Here is a 20,489-nt window from a genome sequence, read left to right on the forward strand (position 1 = left end):
TTCTGGTCAGCAAAGATGACGCCTGGCCCGAGCATCAGGTACAATTCCCGGCTATTTTTCAGCGGGCAGTCTGCCTGCAGCCTTTTTGAGTGTTGATCCGTGAGTGATTTGAGTCATATCCGCAATTTCTCCATCATCGCCCACATTGACCATGGCAAGTCGACGCTGGCCGATCGATTCATCCAGATGTGCGGCGGCCTTGCCGAGCGTGAAATGGAAGCCCAGGTGCTGGACTCCATGGACCTCGAACGCGAGCGCGGGATCACCATCAAGGCCCACAGCGTTACCCTGTATTACACCGCCAAAGACGGTATCAAGTACCAGCTGAACTTCATTGACACCCCCGGCCACGTCGACTTCACCTATGAGGTCAGCCGTTCGCTGGCGGCCTGTGAAGGCGCGCTGCTGGTGGTGGACGCGGGGCAGGGCGTTGAAGCCCAGTCCGTGGCCAACTGCTACACCGCCATCGAGCAAGGCCTGGAAGTCATGCCGGTGCTGAACAAGATCGACCTGCCGCAGGCCGATCCGGACCGCGTGAAGGAAGAAATCGAAAAAATCATCGGCATTGACGCCACCGACGCCGTCGAGTGCAGCGCCAAGACCGGCCTGGGCGTCGACGAAGTGCTCGAACGCCTGGTGAAAACCATTCCTGCCCCAACCGGCAACTACGAAGATCCGCTGCAAGCGTTGATCATCGACTCCTGGTTCGACAACTACCTGGGGGTTGTCTCCCTGGTACGCGTGCGCCACGGCCGTGTGAAAAAGGGCGACAAGATCCTGGTCAAATCCACCGGCAAGATCCACCTGGTGGACAGCGTCGGTGTGTTCAATCCGAAACACACCGCCACCGTTGATCTGAAAGCCGGTGAAGTCGGCTTCATCATCGCCGGCATCAAGGACATTCACGGTGCGCCGGTGGGTGACACCCTGACCTTGAGTTCCACCCCTGACGTCGACGTGCTGCCGGGCTTCAAACGCATCCAGCCGCAGGTGTACGCCGGCCTGTTCCCGGTCAGCTCCGACGACTTCGAAGACTTCCGCGAAGCCCTGCAAAAGCTGACCCTCAACGACTCGTCGTTGCAGTACACCCCGGAAAGCTCCGACGCCCTGGGCTTCGGCTTCCGTTGCGGGTTCCTCGGCATGCTGCACATGGAGATCATCCAGGAGCGCCTTGAGCGCGAATACGACCTGGACCTGATCACCACCGCGCCAACCGTTATTTTTGAGTTGTTGCTCAAAAACGGTGAAACGATTTACGTCGACAACCCCTCCAAGCTCCCGGACCTGTCTTCCATCGAAGACATGCGCGAGCCGATCGTGCGCGCCAATATTCTTGTGCCGCAGGAGCACCTGGGCAACGTCATTACCCTGTGTATCGAGAAACGTGGCATACAGCACGACATGCTGTTCCTCGGGACCCAGGTGCAAGTGACCTACGATTTGCCGATGAACGAAGTGGTCCTGGACTTCTTCGACCGTCTCAAATCCACCAGTCGCGGCTATGCTTCGCTGGATTACCACTTCGATCGTTACCAGTCGGCTAATCTGGTGAAGCTGGATGTGCTGATCAACGGCGACAAGGTCGATGCCCTGGCACTGATCGTGCACAAGGACAACGCGCACTACAAAGGTCGACAGTTGACCGAGAAGATGAAAGAACTGATTCCGCGCCAGATGTTCGACGTCGCGATCCAGGCCGCCATTGGCGGGCAGATCATTGCGCGGACTTCCGTCAAGGCACTCAGAAAGAACGTACTGGCCAAATGCTACGGTGGCGACGTCAGCCGTAAGCGCAAGCTGCTTGAGAAGCAAAAGGCCGGTAAAAAACGCATGAAGCAAGTGGGCAACGTGGAAATTCCACAAGAAGCCTTCCTTGCGGTGCTCAGGTTGGATAGTTAGGTCCTATGTCGCTAAATTTCCCGCTGTTGCTGGTCATCGCCGTTGCCGTTTGCGGACTCCTGGCGTTGCTCGATCTGGTGTTCTTCGCCCCGCGTCGGCGGGCGGCTATCGCGTCCTATCAGGGCAGCGTCAGCCAGCCCGATGTCGTGGTGATCGAGAAGCTGAACAAAGAACCTTTGCTGGTTGAATACGGTAAATCGTTCTTCCCGGTGCTGTTCATCGTACTGGTGCTGCGTTCGTTCCTGGTGGAGCCGTTCCAGATTCCGTCGGGGTCGATGAAACCGACCCTGGACGTGGGCGACTTCATCCTGGTGAACAAGTTTTCCTACGGGATTCGCTTGCCGGTGATCGACAAAAAAGTCATCGAGATCGGCGACCCGCAGCGCGGCGATGTGATGGTGTTTCGCTACCCGAGCGATCCGAACGTCAACTACATCAAGCGTGTGGTCGGCCTGCCGGGTGACGTGATTCGCTACACCAGCGACAAGCGCCTGTTCATCAACGGTGAGTCGGTGGCCGAGAAGCTACTGGGTGCCGAACCGAACACCCTGGGCAGCGCCGAGCTGTATCAGGAAAAACTCGGTGCGGTGGAGCACGAAATCCGCAAGGAAATGAGTCGCTACCGCGCAATGCCCGATGGCGAATGGAAAGTGCCGGCCGGGCACTATTTCATGATGGGCGACAACCGCGACAACTCCAACGACAGCCGCTATTGGGATGATCCAACCATTCCCAAGGACCTGCTGGGCATGGTTCCCGACCAGAATATCGTCGGCAAGGCCTTCGCGGTCTGGATGAGCTGGCCGGAACCCAAACTCAGCCACCTGCCGAACTTCTCGCGGGTCGGGCTGATCAAGTAATACAGACGGCGCTGTGATCACAGCGCCGAATGCTTTTTTGGGGCTTGGACAATGTCCAGCCTCATGCAGCACCAACCAGGATTTGAATTTGAACACTGCGTCAATCGTCGATGGCCGCCGGTGCCACCAAACAGATATGGGTAAACCGTGAGCGTTTCTCTAAGTCGTCTCGAGCACCTGCTCGGCTACACCTTCAAAGACCAGGAACTGATGGTCCTTGCTCTCACACACCGCAGTTTTGCAGGGCGTAACAACGAACGCCTGGAATTCCTCGGTGATGCCATCCTCAATTTCGTTGCCGGTGAAGCCCTGTTCGAACGCTTCCCTCAAGCCCGTGAAGGCCAGCTGTCGCGTTTGCGTGCGCGGTTGGTGAAGGGCGAGACCCTGGCCGTGCTGGCCCGTGGTTTTGGCCTGGGCGAGTACCTGCGCCTGGGTTCCGGTGAGTTGAAGAGCGGCGGTTTCCGTCGTGAGTCGATCCTGGCCGACGCGCTTGAAGCGCTGATCGGCGCCATCTATCTGGATGCGGGCATGGAAGCGGCCAAGGCGCGCGTTACCGCCTGGCTGACGTCCGAGATCGAAAGCCTGACCCTGGTCGACACCAACAAAGATCCCAAGACCCGTCTGCAGGAATTCCTGCAGTCCCGCGGGTGCGAACTGCCACGCTACGAAGTGGTGGATATCCAGGGTGAACCGCATTGCCGCGTCTTTTTCGTGGAATGTGAAATCACCTTATTGAATGAAAAAAGCCGAGGTCAGGGTGTGAGCCGTCGTATTGCCGAACAGGTAGCGGCCGCTGCAGCACTGATTGCCCTGGGCGTGGAGAATGGCCATGACTGATTCAACCGCAACACGCTGTGGCTATGTTGCCATCGTCGGCCGTCCCAACGTGGGCAAGTCCACGCTGCTCAACCACATCCTCGGCCAGAAGCTCGCGATCACCTCGCGCAAGCCGCAGACTACCCGTCACAACATGCTGGGCATCAAGACCGAAGGCACCGTGCAAGCGGTCTACGTCGACACCCCGGGCATGCACAAAGGCGGCGAGAAAGCCCTGAACCGCTACATGAACAAGACCGCCTCGGCTGCGTTGAAAGACGTCGACGTGGTGATCTTCGTGGTCGACCGCACCAAGTGGACCGACGAAGACCAGATGGTCCTCGAGCGCGTGCAGTACGTCACCGGCCCGTTGATCGTCGCGCTGAACAAGACCGACCGCATCGAAGACAAAGCCGAGCTGATGCCGCACCTGAGCTGGCTGCAGGAACAACTGCCGAACGCCCAGATCATGCCGATCTCGGCCCAGCACGGGCACAACCTCGAAGCCCTGGAGCGCGTGATTGCCGGCTACCTGCCGGAGAACGAGCACTTCTTCCCGGAAGACCAGATCACCGACCGCAGCAGCCGTTTCCTCGCCGCCGAATTGGTGCGTGAGAAAATCATGCGCCAGATGGGCGCCGAGCTGCCGTACCAGATCACCGTCGAAATCGAAGAGTTCAAGCAGCAAGGCAAGACCCTGCATATCCATGCGCTGATCCTCGTCGAACGTGACGGCCAGAAAAAAATCATCATTGGCGACAAGGGCGAACGCATCAAGCGCATCGGCACTGAAGCGCGCAAGGACATGGAATTGCTGTTCGATTCCAAGATCATGCTGAACCTGTGGGTGAAGGTGAAGGGTGGCTGGTCCGATGATGAGCGCGCATTGCGCTCCCTGGGTTACGGCGACCTGTAAGGACGCCGCAGGGAAAAAAAATGTGGGAGGGGGCTTGCCCCCGATAGCGGTGGGTCAGTTAGCAAATAAGTGACTGACACACTGCCATCGGGGGCAAGCCCCCTCCCACATTAGGTTTGTGTTGTTTTCACTAGTGCATTCCAGCAACGAGAACCCATGTCCTCAACCCCGCCTCCCAGCCAACCCGCCTATGTGCTGCACAGCCGCGCCTACCGCGAGACCAGCGCGTTGGTGGATTTCCTCACGCCCCAGGGGCGCCTGCGCGCGGTGTTGCGCAGCGCGCGGGGCAAGACAGGTACCTTGGCGCGGCCGTTTGTGGCGCTGGACGTGGAATTTCGTGGCAAGGGCGAGCTGAAAAACGTCGGCCGCCTGGAAAGCGTCGGCAACTCCGCCTGGCTCAATGGCGAAGCGCTGTTCAGTGGCCTCTATCTCAATGAATTGCTGATCCGCCTGTTGCCCGCCGAAGACCCGCACCCGGCGGTCTTCGATCACTACGCCGCGACGCTGCTGGCCCTGGCCGAAGGCCGCCCGCTGGAACCGCTGTTGCGCGCGTTCGAATGGCGCCTGCTCGACGACCTGGGCTACGGCTTTGAGCTGAGCAACGACCTGCACGGCGAGCCCATCGCCGCCGACGGCATGTATCGCCTGCAAGTCGACGCCGGCCTGGAGCGTGTGTACCTGCTGCAACCCGGCCTGTTTCAGGGCACCGAACTGCTGGCCATGAGCGAAGCTGACTGGAGCGCGCCGGGCGCCTTGTCCGCCGCCAAGCGCCTGATGCGCCAGGCCCTGGCCGTGCATCTGGGCGGGCGGCCGCTGGTCAGTCGCGAGTTGTTTCGAAAGCCCTGACAACCCCGTGTATGCTGTGCAGCGTTTCTTTCCCTATTCAGGAGCGCTTCCGTGACCACCAGCAATCGCATTCTTCTCGGCGTCAACATCGACCACGTCGCCACGCTGCGCCAGGCCCGGGGCACCCGTTACCCGGACCCGGTCAAAGCCGCGCTGGACGCCGAAGAAGCGGGCGCCGACGGCATCACCGTACACCTGCGCGAAGACCGCCGGCACATCCAGGAGCGTGACGTGCTGCTGCTCAAGGATGTGCTGCAAACCCGCATGAACTTCGAAATGGGCGTCACCGAAGAAATGATGGCGTTCGCCGAGCGCATCCGCCCGGCGCATATCTGCCTGGTGCCGGAGACCCGTCAGGAACTGACCACCGAAGGCGGCCTCGACGTGGCCGGCCAGGAAGCACGCATCAAGGCCGCAGTGGAGCGCCTGTCGCAGATCGGCAGCGAAGTCTCGCTGTTCATCGATGCCGATGAGCGCCAGATCGAAGCCTCGCACCGCGTTGGCGCGCCGGCCATCGAGCTGCACACCGGGCGTTATGCCGATGCGACCACGCCGACCGAAGTCGCCGATGAGCTGCAACGCATCATTGACGGCGTGAACTGCGGTCTCAACCACGGCCTGATCGTCAACGCCGGCCACGGCCTGCACTACCACAACGTCGAAGCCGTGGCCGCGATCAAGGGCATCAACGAACTGAACATCGGCCATGCGCTGGTGGCGCACGCGTTGTTCGTCGGTTTCAAAGGCGCGGTCGCCGAGATGAAGGCCCTGATCCTGGCCGCTGCCAAGCACTAAAAGCAATGAAGATCCAATGTGGGAGGGGCGGTGCGACGATTCGACTTGCCCCCTCCCACATTAGCCTTCGGTGTTTTCGGCATGCGGCAATGCGAAGTCTTACTGTTTAGCCGTCGCAGGTGTATCGTGTCTGCCCTTTGCGGACCCCTGGTCTGCGGCAGATACGTGAGGTTGTTGTGTCCCGATCCTTTTCCCGTCGACAAATCCTGGGTGGTCTTGCCGGCCTGGCCGTAGTGGGCGTCGGTGCCGGTGGCGGCTACCGCTACTGGCTGGGCAAGGTCGCCGAGGCCGAGGCGGGACACGACTACGAACTGATCGCCGCGCCCCTCGATGTGGAACTGGTGCCGGGGCACACAACCCAAGCCTGGGCGTTCGGCCCGTCGGCTCCCGGCACCGAGCTGCGCGTGCGCCAGGGCGAATGGCTGCGGGTGCGTTTTATCAACCACCTGCCGGTCGCCACCACCATCCACTGGCATGGCATCCGCCTGCCGCTGGAAATGGACGGCGTGCCCTACGTTTCGCAATTGCCGGTGTTGCCCGGCGAATACTTCGACTACAAGTTCCGCGTGCCCGACGCCGGCAGCTATTGGTATCACCCTCACGTGAACAGCAGCGAAGAACTCGGCCGTGGCCTGGTCGGCCCGCTGATCGTCGAAGAGCGCGAGCCCACCGGTTTCAAGCACGAACGCACCCTCAGCCTGAAAAGCTGGCACGTCGACGAAGAGGGCGCCTTTGTCGCGTTCAGCGTGCCCCGTGAAGCGGCGCGTGGCGGCACGGCCGGGCGCTTGTCGACGATCAATGGCGTGGCCCAGGCGGTGATCGATTTACCCGCTGGGCAGATCACCCGCGTGCGCTTGCTCAACCTCGACAACACGCTGACCTATCGCCTCAATATTCCCGACGTCGACGCGCAGATCTATGCGTTGGACGGCAACCCCATCGAGCCGCGTCCCCTGGGCAAGGAATACTGGCTCGGCCCGGGCATGCGTATCTGCCTGGCGATCAAGGCGCCGCCGGCGGGCGAAGAACTGTCGATCCGCAACGGCCCGGTGCGCCTGGGCACGTTCCGCTCGGTGGCCAACGCCGACGCGCCGACTGAATGGCCGCCTGCGCTGCCCGCCAACCCGATCAGCGAGCCGGACCTGGCCAACGCCGAGAAACTCAACTTCAATTTCGAATGGGTCGGCTCGGTATCGGTCAACGTCGATAACGGCAAGCCGCCGAGCCTGTGGCAGATCAACGGCCAGGCCTGGGACATCACCGACAAGGCCTGCGCCGACCGCCCGATTGCCAAGCTGGAGAAGGGCAAGAGCTACATTTTTGAACTGAAAAACATGACCCAGTACCAGCACCCGATCCACCTGCACGGCATGAGCTTCAAAGTGATCGCCTCGAACCGCCACACGGTGATTCCGTACTTCACCGACACCTACCTGCTGGGCAAGAACGAACGCGCCCGCGTGGCGCTGGTGGCGGATAATCCGGGGGTGTGGATGTTCCACTGCCATGTGATCGACCACATGGAAACCGGCCTGATGGCCGCCATCGAGGTAGCGTGATGCGCCAGTTTCGCCCCACGGCGATTATCGACCGCAGCCGCGACCAGGACTTCATGCGCGAAGCCCTGACGCTGGCGGCGCAGGGCGCGGCGTTGGGCGAAGTACCGGTGGGCGCGGTGCTGGTGCAGGACGGTGTCATCATCGGCCGTGGCTTCAATTGCCCGATCAGCGGCCACGACCCCAGCGCCCATGCCGAAATGGTCGCCATCCGCGCCGCCGCCCAGGCGCTGAGCAACTATCGCCTGCCCGGCAGCACGCTGTATGTGACGCTGGAACCGTGCAGCATGTGCGCGGGCCTGATCGTGCATTCGCGCATCGCGCGGGTGGTCTACGGCGCGCTGGAGCCGAAGGCGGGGATTGTGCAAAGCCAGGGACAGTTTTTTACCCAGGGGTTTCTCAACCATCGGGTATTGTATGAAGGCGGGGTGCTGGCCGAGGAATGCGGGACGGTGTTGAGTGAGTTCTTCAAGGCCCGTAGAGCTAAACCACCCCTCTAAGGAACACTGATGAGCAAATGTGGGAGGGGGCTTGCCCCCGATAGCAGTGTGTCAGTCAGCTTATCTATAGCTGACCCACCGCCATCGGGGGCAAGCCCCCTCCCACATGTTGATCTCCATTTTTTTCAGGGAGATCGGGGTTATTTCTTGGCGATGATCACCGCTCGCATTGGCGCCGGCAGCCCTTCAATCGTCTTACTGTGATCCTCTGGATCGAGGAAGTCGCTGAGGGACTGATACTTCATCCACTCCGTCCCCCGCTGTTCCTCCACCGTGGTCACACTCACATCCACGCACCTCACCTCACTGAACCCGGCCCGGCGCAGCCACAGCATCAACGCCGGCACCGACGGCAGGAACCACACGTTGCGCATCTGCGCGTAACGGTCTTCCGGCACCAGCACCTGCTGCTGATCGCCTTCGACCACCAGCGTTTCCAGCACCAGTTCACCGCCTTTGACCAGGCAGTCCTTCAGCGCCAGCAAATGCTCGATCGGCGAGCGACGGTGGTAGAACACACCCATGGAAAACACGGTGTCGAAGCCTTCCAGGTTCGCCGGCAAGTCCTCGAACGGGAATGGCAGGTGCCAGGCGTTCGGTGCCGACAGGTAGCGCTGTACCGCCTGGAACTGACAGAAGAACAACCAGTTCGGGTCCACGCCGATCACACTGTCGGCACCGGCGCCGAGCATGCGCCACATGTAATAGCCGTTGCCGCAGCCGACATCGAGAATGCGTTTGCCCTTCAGGTCCAGGTGCGGCGCGACCCGCGACCACTTCCAGTCCGAACGCCATTCGGTGTCCACATGCACGCCGAACAGGTGGAACGGGCCTTTGCGCCACGGGCTCAGGCCCATCAGCGCGGTATGCATTTGCGCGCGGGTGGCGTCGTCGCAAACGGTGTCGAGGGTCAGGCCATTGAGCAAATCGACTTCGCTGGGCTGGATTTTCGGCAGTGCATCCAGCGCGCTCTGCCAGCGCTCCAGGTCGCCATGCCCCTTTTCCATCTTGCTATCGAGTTGCGCTTGCAGGCCCTGGGCCCATACGGCCAGGGGAGTGCCGACCAAGTGGCGGGCGAGGGGGGACAGATCAATCATGGCAAGGCAATCAACGAGGCAAAGTTAAGACACTGGAACCACGGCACGACGGTCGAGAACCCGGCCGCCAGCAGGCGTTCGCGGTGTTCTTCGAGGCTGTCGGGCTTCATGACGTTTTCGATGGCGCTGCGCTTCTGGGCGATTTCCAGCTCGCTGTAGCCGTTGGCGCGTTTGAACGCGACATGCAGATCGGTGAGCAGCGCGTGTTCTTGCGCATCATTGAAACGCAGCTTCTCCGAGAGGATCAACGCACCGCCCGGCAACAGCGCTTGGCGGATGCGCCCGAGCAACGCCAGGCGCTGATCGGGGGCGATGAATTGCAGGGTGAAGTTCAGCGCCACCACCGAGGCCGGCTGGAACTGCAGCGCGAGGATATCGCCCTCGATCACCTGCACCGGCAGCAACTCCTGGAACATCGAGTCCTGGCCATTGAGGTATTCGCGGCAGCGCTCGACCATCGCCGCCGAGTTATCCACCGCGATGACGTGGCAGCCGTCGGTGCGCACGTGGCGGCGCAACGCCTGGGTGACCGCGCCGAGAGACGAACCCAGGTCGTACAGCGCACTGTTGGGCTGGGCAAACTGCGCGGCGAGCACGCCGAGGTTTTCGACGATGGTCGGGTAACCGGGCACCGAGCGCTTGATCATGTCCGGGAATACCCGCACCACGTCCTCGTTAAAGGCGAAGTCCGGCACCTGGGGCAGGGGCTGGGCGAATAGGCGATCGGGTTCTTTGCTCACGGTTGTTCCGGCGACGAGGGGGAGAGGCCGGCATTTTAGCCAACTTGGACGTGGGATGCGCGGGCTGTCTGATAAGTTGCGCTATAAATTGGGGACTGTGGTGAGCCAGAGGGAGAATGCATATGACGCCTCCCCCCAGGTGTTGTAGGTTATTGGTGGAATTTAGCGTAAATCTCAGATTCTCCTTTAATGGGGATTGAATGCCCATCTGCAGATTCTGCGGTTACGTCATACCTAAGTGTGAAGTGCTCAAGGTTTCCAGTCCTGCTCACCTCGATATTTACCGTGCCGCGCGTGGCTGTATATTGGGTAAACCCACTGTCATCGGGGCGCCCGTGATACACCATGTAGATAAACTGGGCAAACTGATTGCCCGATCCATCTGCCGGATAAGTTCCAGTCGCAATGTCTCTGACAAACGACAACCCCAGGCTCCTATGACTTTGAGTTGACGCCTTGTTGAGTTCAACTACAAAGTCCAGATGGCCGAACAATGAGTGCAGTTCGATATGATAACTGTGAAATTTTATCGCGTGAGGCGTGGTAAATGTCGTTTCGGCAGAGAGCGAAACTTTAAAGTCTGCGTTCTTTTTCTGGGTAGCGTCCATGATCATTCCTTGAGTGAGTGGAGTGTGAGCGCTATACAGACTATGACCAGCAAAGAGGGATGAATACTGTAGGGGTTTACAGTGCTTTATATCGTATAGAAATAAAATTAATAGCCAGTTGTTGGTTATCCGCCTTTAAGGGTATTCGAGCGATCCTGCAACGCAAAGGAAGACGCAGTGATGCCCCATTGGCCGAGCCAATACGTAGTGATCAGCAAATACGGCGCTGCATCGAACGCCACCACAAATCGGTTGATGCCGATCAGCGTGTCGGAAAACACGAACGACGCCGCGCCCGCAGCCGCCAACCCTGCCGAGCGTTTTGGCACGTCGCTGCCCAACCGAGCCAGCGCACGCCAGAGCATGGCGCTGATCACTAGCGCATACACCACCACCGGTATCAGCAAGTCACCCAGGCCGTGGGAAATCAGGATGCTCAGCAGGATCGCGCCCACGCCCAGTGCCAAGATCAGCGGCAATAGCGCCAGGCGGCGACAGTCACTGAAATACGCTTTGAGGTACGCCAAGTGCGCAAACAGAAATGCACCCAAGCCAAAGATGAACAGGTCACCCGGCCAGGCAAGCAGCACGTCGCCCACCAAGGAGAAAATCAGCCCCAGGCTGATCCAGCGTCGATAGTCGGTGGGCGGTGCATCATGCAGCCAGCCCAGCAGCGCCAGGACCGGCAACGGTTTGACCAGCAGGCACAGTAACGCCGCATGGACGGTCAGGCCGTAGATAAAGGTGCCGGCGCCCATCAACGCAAGAATCAGCCATGGCATATCAGTTCACCGTGATGGCGCAGTCGAACGTCTCGGTCGGTTCGGCTTCCGGTTCCCAGGGTTGCTGGGAGGTCAGGCGCAAACGGCCCTGGCCGGACGCAAAGGCCTGGAAGCGCCAGGTGGATTGACCACCACCGCCGATCACGCCGGATTCTGTGCTGCTGTAGACCTCGGGGCTCAGTGCGCGCAGCACGCCGCCGGCGGAATCCTGGATGGCCCAGCGGTAGCCGGTGGTGGGGTTGCTGGGCAGGGTCAGGATCAGGTTTTGTCCGGTTTTGAGCTGGAGCGGGCAGGTGCTCTGTTTTTCCACGCTGACGTTTTGCTGTGGGGCACTGGCGCACGCGGCCAGCAGGGCAAGGCTCAAGGGGAGAAGCAGGCGGGCAGCGGTCATGGGGGCTCCGTTGATGTGCGACGAAGAGCGAGCATAACCGAAGATGAGGCAGGGTGTGGCGGGCAGGCGGTGTATTGGGGTGGCTGGGCGGGCGTCATCGCGGGCAAGCCCGCTCCCACATTCGAGCGCATTCCAAAGGATGTACTCGGTCAACTGTGGGAGTGGGCTTGCCCGCGATGACGCCCGCCCAAGTGCTAAAGGGCTATCAGAAGAGCACCTTCGCCACATCCGCAAAACGCTTGGCGAAGTGCACGGTCATCCCTTCCTTCAGATACTCCGGCAGTTCTTCAAAACTGCCGCGATTCGGCTCGGGCAAGATCAGCTCGTGAATCTTCTGACGCCGCGCCGCGATCACCTTCTCACGCACCCCGCCAATCGGCAGTACATGCCCGGTCAGCGTCAGCTCGCCGGTCATGGCCACGCCTTTCTTCGGTGGCTGGTTGCGCGCCAGCGACAACAGCGCACTGGCCATGGTCACGCCAGCGCTCGGGCCGTCTTTCGGCGTGGCGCCTTCGGGTACGTGCATGTGGACGAAGGCTTCATCGAAGAACTTTGGATCACCGCCAAACGACTTCAGATTGGAGCTGATGTAGCTGTAGGCGATTTCAGCGGACTCTTTCATCACATCACCCAGTTGCCCGGTGAGCTTGAAGCCGCGGTTGAGCGTGTGGATGCGGGTCGCCTCGATCGGCAAGGTCGCGCCGCCCATGCTGGTCCAGGCCAACCCGGTGATAACGCCGGTGCCGGACAGCACTTGTTCGTTGCGGAACACCGGTATCCCGAGGGAGCTTTCCAGGTCCTTGGTGCCGATCTTGATCACCGCTTCCGGCTCATCCAGCAGCTTGACCACCGCCTTGCGCACCAGCTTGCCCAGTTGTTTCTCCAACTGGCGCACCCCGGCTTCGCGGGCATAGCCGTCGATCAAGGCGCGCAGGGCGCCGTCGCTGATGGTCAGGCTGTTTTTCGACACGCCGGCTTTTTCCAACTGCTTTGGCCACAGGTGGCGTTTGGCAATGGCGACTTTTTCTTCGGTGATATAGCCCGACAGGCGAATCACTTCCATGCGGTCCAGCAAGGGGCCGGGGATCGAGTCCAGGGTGTTGGCGGTGCACACGAACAGCACTTTCGACAGATCCAGGCGCAGGTCCAGGTAGTGGTCGAGGAATTCGACGTTCTGTTCCGGGTCGAGGGTTTCCAGCAGCGCCGAAGCCGGGTCGCCCTGGAAGCTCTGGCCCATCTTGTCGATCTCGTCGAGCATGATCACCGGGTTCATCACTTCCACATCTTTGAGCGCCTGCACCAGCTTGCCGGGCATGGCGCCGATATAGGTGCGGCGATGCCCCTTGATCTCGGCCTCGTCGCGCATGCCGCCGACGCTGAAGCGATAGAACGGCCGCCCGAGGGATTCGGCAATCGATTTACCCACGCTGGTCTTGCCCACGCCCGGCGGGCCGACCAGCAGCACGATGGAGCCGGCGACTTCACCTTTATAAGCGCCCACCGCGAGGAATTCGAGGATGCGACTCTTGATGTCGTCCAGGCCGGCATGGTGTTTATCCAGGACCTTACGCGCATGTTTCAGGTCGAGCTTGTCCTCGCCGTACACGCCCCACGGTACTGAGGTCGCCCAGTCCAGGTAGTTGCGCGTCACCGCGTATTCCGGCGAACCGGTTTCGAGGATCGACAGTTTGTTCAGTTCTTCATCGATGCGTTTTTGCGCCTGGGCCGGCAGCACTTTGCCTTCCAGGCGTTGTTCGAACTGCTCGACGTCGGCGCTGCGGTCGTCCTTGGTCAAACCCAGTTCCTGCTGGATGACCTTGAGCTGTTCCTTGAGGAAGAATTCGCGCTGGTGCTCGCCGATCTTGCGGTTCACCTCGGCGGAGAGTTCTTTTTGCAAACGCGCGACTTCGACTTCCTTGCGCAGCATCGGCAGCACTTTTTCCATGCGCTTGAGCATGGGCACGCAGTCCAGCACTTCCTGTAGCTCAGTACCGGTCGCCGACGTGAGGGCGGCGGCGAAGTCGGTCAGCGGCGACGGGTCGTTGGGGCTGAAGCGGTTGAGGTAGTTCTTCAGCTCTTCGCTGTACAGCGGGTTAAGCGGCAGCAGTTCCTTGATCGCATTGATCAGCGCCATGCCGTAGGCCTTGACCTCATCGGTCGGCTCGGTCGGCTGGTGCGGGTATTCGACTTCCACCAGGTACGGTGGGCGGTGGTGCTTGAGCCAGGTGCGAATCCGCACGCGGGTCAGGCCCTGGGCGACGAATTGCAGTTTGCCGTTTTCGCGGCTGGCGTGGTGGACCTTCACCAGGGTGCCGTACAGCGGCAGCGCGGAGGTGTCGAAATGCCGTGGATCATCTGGCGGCGTGTCCATGAAGAACAGGGCCAGGGAGTGATGGTCGGATTTGCTCACCAGCTCCAGGGTTTCGGCCCACGGTTCTTCATTGACGATCACCGGCAATACTTGCGCCGGGAAGAACGGGCGATTGTGAATCGGGATGATGTAGACCTTGTCCGGCAGGTTTTGCCCAGGCAGGGCCAGGCCGGTATTGGACGAGTGACCCTCGGCGTTTTCAGGGTCGGCGTATTCGTTGGCGTCGAAATCAGGGATATCTTGCTGGTCGCTCATGGGGCACCTGCATAGGGAAGTATGCCAGTTAGATGGGGCGGGCCAGCGGTGGTTTCAATGGCGGGGGCTGGATAGCAACATATTGCATGAAATTACTGCAGAGGCCCGGTCAATGGGGGAGCGGTCAGCTGATTTTGTGGAGGTAGGCGGGCAGGGGTTGTTCCGGCAGTACCGACAACACCTTCAACCGCTGCAACATCCGCTGCCGCGCCCGTTGCAGGTGCTCGCGCAGGTTCAACGCCGCCGCATCGAACGCGCCGTGCAGCAACAACTCCAGGATCAAGCGGTGTTCGGCGAGCATCGCCGGGTCGGCACCGATCCCCAGCAAGCGATAGAAAATCCGACTGATGATCATCGGGCTCTGGCCCTGGCGGATCAGCGCGGCGATCTTGCGGTTTTGCAGGCCGGCCAGGCAGCGTTGGTGCAAATCCTCTTCGATCTGCTCGATGGCTTCCAGGCTGCACTGTGGGCTGTCCTGGGCGTCGAGCACGCGTTGCAACATGGCTTCGAGCAGCGCGCGGTCAAGGTTCGGCGCGCTCTGGCGCAACGCTTCGGGCTCCAGGCAGGCGCGCAGTTCGTAGTCTTCGGTGACTTCCCGCGCCGTCAACGGCCCGGCCAGCCATTGGGAATAGGGCTCTTTTTCCACCAGGCCACGGTCGCGCAGGCGCATCAGCGCTTCACGCACCACCGCGCGGCTGACGCCGTAGTGGTCGGCGGCGGCTTGCTCATCCAGGCGGTAATGGCCGAAAGCGATGCAGGTGGACAGCGCCGCGCCGATTTCCTCGACGATCCGCTCGCCCAACGGCCGTGTATCCACCAGTTCGTCCTCGTCGTTCAGGCCCAGGTGCGCCGGGCTCAGGGGCAGGCGCAGCGGTTCCATGACCACGCCCTCGGGGTTGATCAGGTAACCGCGCCCGTTGAAACGGCAGATCAACCCTTCGGCATGCAGCAGGTCCAGCGCCTTGCGTACCGGCACGCGGCTGGTACCGAACAATTCGGCCAGCGGCGCTTCGAGCAGGACCAGCCCGTGGCGCGCGGTGCCGTTGACGATCGCGTCACGCAAAAGCTGGTGAATCATCGCGTAACGGGAGGCCGAGGCGGACACTGCTTTCATCGTGTTCTCTGAACTAAAGAGGTCGGGTGTATGTAGGACGCAGCCAGGGATTCTCTCATAGATGCGCCTGTCACTCCGCGCCACGTCGGTGGCACTTTTTTGGGGCCTTGAAGGTAGGATTGTTACTTTTCTGCACCAAAATGTACTTTTTAATAAAAGATACATTATTCGCTTGAGCGCGTACTGCAGGGGCCGCACCAGGTTTTTTTGCTTCCTACAACTTCCTACAAAAGTATCTATCCCGCCACTCTGGTCGATAAAGCGCAATCACAGAAAAATCCGTCGACACAGACTGGCACGAAAGCTGCCTTTGTAAAATGTACATTTTATTAATATGTACGTTTTGTAGGAGCGCCTTGATGTCAGACGCCACTTCAATGGCCGAGGCTTTCGCCAACGGTCGCAGCGACCCGGTGCAAGCCCTCGACCACGCAAGTTGGTCGGCAGCGTGATCACTCCGGCCGTCATCCACATCGCCCCGACGGGGGAAGACGCACGCCTGTTGCGGGCTGCGCTGTCCGTCGAATCCCAACTGACGCTCTAAGGAGACACCCCATGGCTAAAGACATCCTCTGTGCATTCGGCGTCGACGTTGACGCCGTCGCCGGCTGGCTCGGTTCCTACGGCGGCGAAGACTCGCCCGACGATATCTCCCGCGGCCTGTTCGCCGGTGAAATCGGCGCGCCGCGCCTGCTCAAACTGTTCGAGCGCTACGGCCTGCGCACCACCTGGTTTATCCCCGGCCACTCGATGGAGACCTTCCCCACGCAGATGAAGGCGGTGGCCGACGCCGGTCACGAAATCGGCGTACACGGCTACAGCCACGAAAACCCGATTGCGATGACCGCCGAGCAGGAAGAAATCGTGCTCGACAAGTCCATCGAACTGATCACCCATGTGACCGGTAAGCGTCCGACCGGCTACGTCGCACCGTGGTGGGAATTCAGCAAGGTCACCAACGAGCTGCTGCTGAAAAAAGGCATCAAGTACGACCACAGCCTGATGCACAACGACTTCCACCCCTACTACGTGCGCAAGGGCGACAGCTGGACCAAGATCGACTACAGCCAGCACCCCGACACCTGGATGAAACCCCTGGTGCGCGGCGAAGAAACCGACTTGGTGGAGATCCCGGCCAATTGGTACCTCGACGACCTGCCGCCAATGATGTTCATCAAAAAAGCTCCCAACAGCCACGGCTTCGTCAACCCGCGTCACCTCGAAGAAATGTGGCGCGACCAGTTCGACTGGGTCTACCGCGAACACGAACACGCGGTGTTCACCATGACCATCCACCCCGACGTCTCCGGCCGCCCGCAAGTGCTGCTGATGCTCGAACGCTTGATCGAACACATCCAAAGCCATGCCGGCGTGCGCTTCGTCACCTTCGACGAAATCGCCGATGACTTTATCCGCCGCCAACCGCGTACCTGACCCCACCCCTTGTAGGAGCGAGCTTGCTCGCGAAAAACCTGAGAACGCCGCGTGCATCCAGGATGCCCGCGTCATCGTTGATGATTTTCGCGAGCAAGCTCGCTCCTACAAGATGGGTTCAAACCGCGTAGCTGACCCCCCCCACCTTTGAGGCGTGATTCATGTCCATCTACAACAAGCTTGACCTGACTGGCTGGAAACCCCGGCAACTGACGTCCCAGGAAGTGCGCTTCGCCACCTGGATCGCGTTTTTCGCCTGGGTGTTTGCGGTGTACGACTTCATCCTGTTCGGCACGTTGCTGCCGGAGATCGGCCGGCACTTCGGCTGGGGCGAGGTGGAACAAGCTGAAATCGCGACCTGGGTGGCGGTGGGTACGGCGGTGGTGGCATTTGCCATTGGCCCCGTCGTCGATAAGTTGGGGCGGCGCAAAGGCATTATCTTCACCGTGGCCGGTTCCGCAGTGTGCTCGGCGCTGACCGCGATCGGTGGCGCGTGGGGCAAGTCGCCGCTGATTCTGATCCGTTCGTTGGGCGGCCTGGGCTATGCCGAGGAAACCGTCAACGCCACGTATTTGAGCGAGCTGTATGGCGCCTCGGAAGATCCGCGACTGACCAAGCGCCGTGGCTTTATCTACAGCCTGGTGCAGGGCGGCTGGCCGGTCGGTGCGCTGATCGCCGCCGGGTTGACCGCGCTGTTGCTGCCGATCATCGGCTGGCAGGGGTGTTTCATTTTTGCCGCGATTCCGGCCGTGGTCATCGCGATCATGGCGCGCAAGCTCAAGGAGAGCCCGCAGTTCCAGATCCATCAGCGCATCAGCGAGCTGCGTAAAAGCGGCGCGGTGAGCGAAGCGCAAAACGTCGCCGCGACCTACGGCGTGGACTACGACGAACACAGCAAAGCCGGCCTCAAAGCCGCCTTCCGTGGCCCGGCCCGCCGCGCCACCCTGGTGATCGGCGCCGCGCTGTTGCTCAACTGGGCAGCGATCCAGGTGTTCAGCGTGCTTGGCACGTCGGTGATCGTCAGCGTTCACCACATCTCGTTCGAGAACTCGCTGATCATCCTCGTGCTGTCGAACCTGGTGGGTTACTGCGGCTACCTCAGCCACGGCTGGATGGGCGACAAGATCGGCCGCCGCAACGTCATCGGCCTGGGCTGGATGCTCGGCGGGCTGTCGTTCGCCGGGATGCTGTTCGGCCCGAGCAACATGGCGATGGTGGTCGGGCTGTACAGCCTGGGCCTGTTCTTCCTGATCGGGCCGTACTCGGCGGCGCTGTTCTTCATCAGCGAAAGTTTCCCCACCAGCATCCGTGCCACCGGCGGCGCGATCATTCATGCCATGGGCCCGATTGGCGCGGTGGTCGCCGGTTTCGGCGCGACGCAAGTGTTGTCCGCCGGCAGCGACTGGCAGACCGCCGCCCTGTGGTTCGGCGCCTTGCCGTGCTTTTTATCCGGTGTGCTGATGTTTGCCGCACGCCATGTGCGTCCGGAAACCGTGCAGTAAGGAGTGTTTGATGAAGCGTAAAGTTGCCTTGATTACCGGTGCCGCCAGCGGCATCGGCCAAGCCCTCGCGGTGGCCTATGCGCGCAACGGCGTGGCGGTGGTGGGCGGGTATTACCCGGCCGATCCCCATGACCCGCGCACCACCGTGTCCCTGGTGGAACAGGCGGCTGGCGAATGCCTGATGCTGCCGTTGGACGTGGGCGATACCGCCTCGGTGGACGCCTTGGCCGCCCACGCCGTGCAGCATTTTGGCCGCCTGGACTATGCGGTGGCCAACGCCGGTCTGCTGCGCCGTGCGCCGCTGCTGGAAATGACCGATCAACTGTGGGACGAAATGCTCAACGTCGACCTGACGGGGGTGATGCGCACCTTCCGCGCGGCGACTCGGCATATGCCCGCGGGCGGCGCGTTGGTGGCGATTTCGTCGATTGCCGGCGGCGTATATGGCTGGCAGGAGCACAGCCATTACGCGGCGGCCAAGGCCGGTGTGCCGGGGTTGTGCCGCTCACTGGCGGTGGAATTGGCGCCATTGGGAATTCGCTGCAATGCGGTGATCCCGGGGTTGATCGAGACCCCGCAATCGCTGGACGCGCAGAACTCCCTCGGGCCGGAAGGTTTGGCCAAGGCCGCACGGGCGATTCCGTTGGGCCGGGTGGGGAGGGCGGATGAAGTGGCGTCGCTGGTGCAGTTTTTGACCAGTGATGCATCGAGCTACCTGACCGGGCAAAGCATCGTCATCGACGGAGGCCTGACCGTGCGCTGGCCCGACTGACGGATGTACTCGATCCCATGTGGGAGGGGGCTTGCCCCCGATAGCGGTGTGTCAGTCACAGCTGTTTTATCTGAACCACCGCTATCGGGGGCAAGCCCCCTCCCACATTGGCACTGTGTTTTTTCAGGAGTTTTTGCATGAACCAACTGACCCATCGCCGCGCCGTGATCACCGGTGCCGGCAGCGGCATCGGTGCCGCCATCGCCCGTGCCTACGCGGCTGAAGGCGCACGCCTGCTGCTGGCCGACCGCAATGCCGTCAGCCTCGCCGAAACCGCCATCACCTGCCGCAACCTCGGCGCGCAAGTGTTCGAGTGCCTGGCCGATGTCGGCACCGTCGAAGGCGCCCAGGCCAGTGTCGATCGTTGCGTCGAGCATTTCGGCGGCATCGATATTCTGGTCAACAATGCCGGCATGCTCACCCAGGCGCGCTGCGTCGACCTCTCCATCGAGATGTGGAACGACATGCTGCGCGTCGACCTCACCAGCGTCTTCGTCGCCAGCCAGCGCGCCTTGCCGCACATGCTGGCGCAGGGCTGGGGGCGGATCATCAACGTCGCCTCGCAACTGGGGATCAAGGGCGGCGCCGAGCTGACCCATTACGCAGCGGCCAAGGCCGGTGTGATCGGCTTCACCAAATCCCTGGCGCTGGAAGTCGCCAAGGACAACGTGCTGGTCAACGCCATCGCGCCGGGGCCCATCGAAACGCCGTTGGTGGGCGGCATCAGCGACAGCTGGAAGCGCGCCAAGGCCGCCGAACTGCCCCTGGGCCGCTTCGGCCTGGCCGACGAAGTAGCGCCCACCGCCGTGCTGCTGGCCAGCGAGCCGGGCGGTAACCTGTTCGTCGGCCAGACCCTGGGCCCGAACTCCGGCGATGTCATGCCATGAGCGGGGTGTAGCGATGTGCGGACTCTGCGGGCTGCTCGGCGAAGACCTGCACTGGAGCGACCCCCTGGGCGATGAGTTGCCCCGGCGCCGCGAACGCCTGCGCCGGATCGCCGCGATCAACCAGGTGCTGGCGGTGTTCCGGCTCCAGGTCGAAGACTTCCAGGGCGCCTCATACCTGCTGTTGGGCGCCACCGGCAAACAGGCGTTGGCCAGCGGCCTGGATCAACTCTGGCAAGCGGCCGAAACCCTGCTCGGGCGGCCGCTGGACCCCCTCGACCCGCAACTACTCGATCACTTGGAATGCCCCTTGTAGGAGCGAGCTTGCTCGCGAAAATCGTCAACGATGAC

20 protein-coding genes are annotated in these 20,489 nt (G+C 61.4%); 13 read left to right on the top strand and 7 right to left on the bottom strand.

Going from position 1 to position 20,489, the window contains the following annotated elements:
• Positions 1-99 precede the first annotated feature (99 nt).
• The 8 genes from lepA to tadA all read left to right on the top strand — a co-directional run bounded on the left by lepA (position 100) and on the right by tadA (position 8,188).
• Positions 100-1,899: a translation elongation factor 4 gene (gene lepA, locus U5A08_RS05410; protein ID WP_253393524.1), complete on the top strand. Its 1,800-nt coding sequence runs from the start codon at positions 100-102 to the stop codon at positions 1,897-1,899.
• Between the two features lie 5 nt (positions 1,900-1,904).
• Positions 1,905-2,759 (top strand): signal peptidase I, encoded by an 855-nt coding sequence (lepB, locus tag U5A08_RS05415; RefSeq protein WP_046384586.1) that lies wholly within the window; start codon positions 1,905-1,907, stop codon positions 2,757-2,759.
• Positions 2,760-2,906: 147 nt separating this feature from the next.
• Positions 2,907-3,596 (top strand): ribonuclease III, encoded by a 690-nt coding sequence (rnc, locus tag U5A08_RS05420; RefSeq protein WP_046384585.1) that lies wholly within the window; start codon positions 2,907-2,909, stop codon positions 3,594-3,596.
• Positions 3,589-4,491: a GTPase Era gene (gene era / locus U5A08_RS05425; protein WP_247403227.1), complete on the top strand. Its 903-nt coding sequence runs from the start codon at positions 3,589-3,591 to the stop codon at positions 4,489-4,491. The genes rnc and era overlap by 8 nt, the downstream gene beginning before the upstream one ends.
• Positions 4,492-4,647: 156 nt before the next feature.
• Positions 4,648-5,337, top strand: a complete 690-nt coding sequence (recO, locus tag U5A08_RS05430; RefSeq protein ID WP_253393525.1) for a DNA repair protein RecO — start codon at positions 4,648-4,650, stop codon at positions 5,335-5,337.
• Positions 5,338-5,388: 51 nt separating this feature from the next.
• Positions 5,389-6,132: a pyridoxine 5'-phosphate synthase gene (pdxJ, locus tag U5A08_RS05435; RefSeq protein WP_253393526.1), complete on the top strand. Its 744-nt coding sequence runs from the start codon at positions 5,389-5,391 to the stop codon at positions 6,130-6,132.
• 176 nt (positions 6,133-6,308) lie between these two features.
• Entirely contained in the window at positions 6,309-7,691 is a 1,383-nt protein-coding gene (locus U5A08_RS05440; protein WP_247402167.1) for a multicopper oxidase family protein, read from the top strand.
• Positions 7,691-8,188: a tRNA adenosine(34) deaminase TadA gene (gene tadA, locus U5A08_RS05445; protein WP_253393527.1), complete on the top strand. Its 498-nt coding sequence runs from the start codon at positions 7,691-7,693 to the stop codon at positions 8,186-8,188. The genes U5A08_RS05440 and tadA overlap by 1 nt, the downstream gene beginning before the upstream one ends.
• A 140-nt stretch (positions 8,189-8,328) precedes the next feature.
• Here the strand turns inward: tadA and cmoB are convergent, their stop codons facing one another.
• From cmoB to U5A08_RS05480, 7 genes are all read right to left on the bottom strand, one after another.
• A complete protein-coding gene (cmoB, locus tag U5A08_RS05450) occupies positions 8,329-9,285 on the bottom strand; it encodes a tRNA 5-methoxyuridine(34)/uridine 5-oxyacetic acid(34) synthase CmoB (protein WP_321850654.1) in 957 nt (318 codons plus the stop codon).
• Positions 9,282-10,025 (bottom strand): carboxy-S-adenosyl-L-methionine synthase CmoA, encoded by a 744-nt coding sequence (cmoA, locus tag U5A08_RS05455; RefSeq protein ID WP_247402160.1) that lies wholly within the window; start codon positions 10,023-10,025, stop codon positions 9,282-9,284. The genes cmoB and cmoA overlap by 4 nt, the downstream gene beginning before the upstream one ends.
• Positions 10,026-10,174: 149 nt before the next feature.
• On the bottom strand, positions 10,175-10,633 hold the full coding sequence (locus tag U5A08_RS05460; protein WP_321850656.1) for a hypothetical protein: 459 nt from the start codon (positions 10,631-10,633) through the stop codon (positions 10,175-10,177).
• A 125-nt stretch (positions 10,634-10,758) separates the two neighbouring features.
• Positions 10,759-11,415, bottom strand: coding sequence for a lysoplasmalogenase (locus U5A08_RS05465; RefSeq protein ID WP_253393530.1), 657 nt, complete (start codon positions 11,413-11,415; stop codon positions 10,759-10,761).
• A 1-nt stretch (position 11,416) separates the two neighbouring features.
• Entirely contained in the window at positions 11,417-11,806 is a 390-nt protein-coding gene (locus tag U5A08_RS05470; protein WP_253393531.1) for a protease inhibitor I42 family protein, read from the bottom strand.
• 205 nt (positions 11,807-12,011) lie between these two features.
• Complete coding sequence (lon, locus tag U5A08_RS05475; RefSeq protein ID WP_321850659.1) at positions 12,012-14,432, bottom strand: endopeptidase La; 2,421 nt, start codon at positions 14,430-14,432, stop codon at positions 12,012-12,014.
• A 124-nt stretch (positions 14,433-14,556) separates the two neighbouring features.
• Complete coding sequence (locus U5A08_RS05480; protein ID WP_253393533.1) at positions 14,557-15,546, bottom strand: GntR family transcriptional regulator; 990 nt, start codon at positions 15,544-15,546, stop codon at positions 14,557-14,559.
• Between the two features lie 555 nt (positions 15,547-16,101).
• Between U5A08_RS05480 and U5A08_RS05485 the strand changes: the two genes are divergently transcribed.
• The 5 genes from U5A08_RS05485 (at position 16,102) to U5A08_RS05505 (ending at position 20,454) form a co-directional block, all read left to right on the top strand.
• A complete protein-coding gene (locus tag U5A08_RS05485; RefSeq protein WP_321850660.1) occupies positions 16,102-16,980 on the top strand; it encodes a polysaccharide deacetylase family protein in 879 nt (292 codons plus the stop codon).
• Between the two features lie 161 nt (positions 16,981-17,141).
• Positions 17,142-18,482 carry an MFS transporter gene (locus U5A08_RS05490; protein ID WP_253393535.1) on the top strand — a complete coding sequence of 447 codons (1,341 nt, stop codon included), beginning with the start codon at positions 17,142-17,144 and terminating at the stop codon, positions 18,480-18,482.
• Positions 18,483-18,492: 10 nt separating this feature from the next.
• Positions 18,493-19,254: an SDR family NAD(P)-dependent oxidoreductase gene (locus U5A08_RS05495; RefSeq protein WP_247402140.1), complete on the top strand. Its 762-nt coding sequence runs from the start codon at positions 18,493-18,495 to the stop codon at positions 19,252-19,254.
• 137 nt (positions 19,255-19,391) lie between these two features.
• The gene (locus tag U5A08_RS05500) at positions 19,392-20,141 is read left to right on the top strand and encodes an SDR family NAD(P)-dependent oxidoreductase (protein WP_253393536.1); all 750 of its coding nucleotides are present in this window, start codon (positions 19,392-19,394) and stop codon (positions 20,139-20,141) included.
• A gap of 13 nt (positions 20,142-20,154) precedes the next feature.
• Positions 20,155-20,454 (top strand): hypothetical protein, encoded by a 300-nt coding sequence (locus U5A08_RS05505; protein WP_253393537.1) that lies wholly within the window; start codon positions 20,155-20,157, stop codon positions 20,452-20,454.
• Positions 20,455-20,489 lie beyond the last annotated feature (35 nt).

It is taken from the genome of Pseudomonas paraveronii, from assembly GCF_963681955.1.
GTDB classification, from domain to species: domain Bacteria; phylum Pseudomonadota; class Gammaproteobacteria; order Pseudomonadales; family Pseudomonadaceae; genus Aquipseudomonas; species Aquipseudomonas paraveronii.

Bases quoted from the DNA above. Each gene is read 5' to 3' on its own strand.
- lepB (WP_046384586.1), top strand. From the start codon at position 1,905: ATGTCGCTAAATTTCCCGCTGTTGCTGGTCATCGCCGTTGCCGTTTGC.
- era (WP_247403227.1), top strand. From the start codon at position 3,589: ATGACTGATTCAACCGCAACACGCTGTGGCTATGTTGCCATCGTCGGC.
- recO (WP_253393525.1), top strand. From the start codon at position 4,648: ATGTCCTCAACCCCGCCTCCCAGCCAACCCGCCTATGTGCTGCACAGC.
- tadA (WP_253393527.1), top strand. From the start codon at position 7,691: ATGCGCCAGTTTCGCCCCACGGCGATTATCGACCGCAGCCGCGACCAG.
- cmoB (WP_321850654.1), bottom strand. From the start codon at position 9,285: ATGATTGATCTGTCCCCCCTCGCCCGCCACTTGGTCGGCACTCCCCTG.
- U5A08_RS05460 (WP_321850656.1), bottom strand. From the start codon at position 10,633: ATGGACGCTACCCAGAAAAAGAACGCAGACTTTAAAGTTTCGCTCTCT.
- U5A08_RS05465 (WP_253393530.1), bottom strand. From the start codon at position 11,415: ATGCCATGGCTGATTCTTGCGTTGATGGGCGCCGGCACCTTTATCTAC.
- U5A08_RS05470 (WP_253393531.1), bottom strand. From the start codon at position 11,806: ATGACCGCTGCCCGCCTGCTTCTCCCCTTGAGCCTTGCCCTGCTGGCC.
- lon (WP_321850659.1), bottom strand. From the start codon at position 14,432: ATGAGCGACCAGCAAGATATCCCTGATTTCGACGCCAACGAATACGCC.
- U5A08_RS05480 (WP_253393533.1), bottom strand. From the start codon at position 15,546: ATGAAAGCAGTGTCCGCCTCGGCCTCCCGTTACGCGATGATTCACCAG.
- U5A08_RS05485 (WP_321850660.1), top strand. From the start codon at position 16,102: ATGGCTAAAGACATCCTCTGTGCATTCGGCGTCGACGTTGACGCCGTC.
- U5A08_RS05490 (WP_253393535.1), top strand. From the start codon at position 17,142: ATGTCCATCTACAACAAGCTTGACCTGACTGGCTGGAAACCCCGGCAA.
- U5A08_RS05495 (WP_247402140.1), top strand. From the start codon at position 18,493: ATGAAGCGTAAAGTTGCCTTGATTACCGGTGCCGCCAGCGGCATCGGC.
- U5A08_RS05500 (WP_253393536.1), top strand. From the start codon at position 19,392: ATGAACCAACTGACCCATCGCCGCGCCGTGATCACCGGTGCCGGCAGC.
- U5A08_RS05505 (WP_253393537.1), top strand. From the start codon at position 20,155: ATGTGCGGACTCTGCGGGCTGCTCGGCGAAGACCTGCACTGGAGCGAC.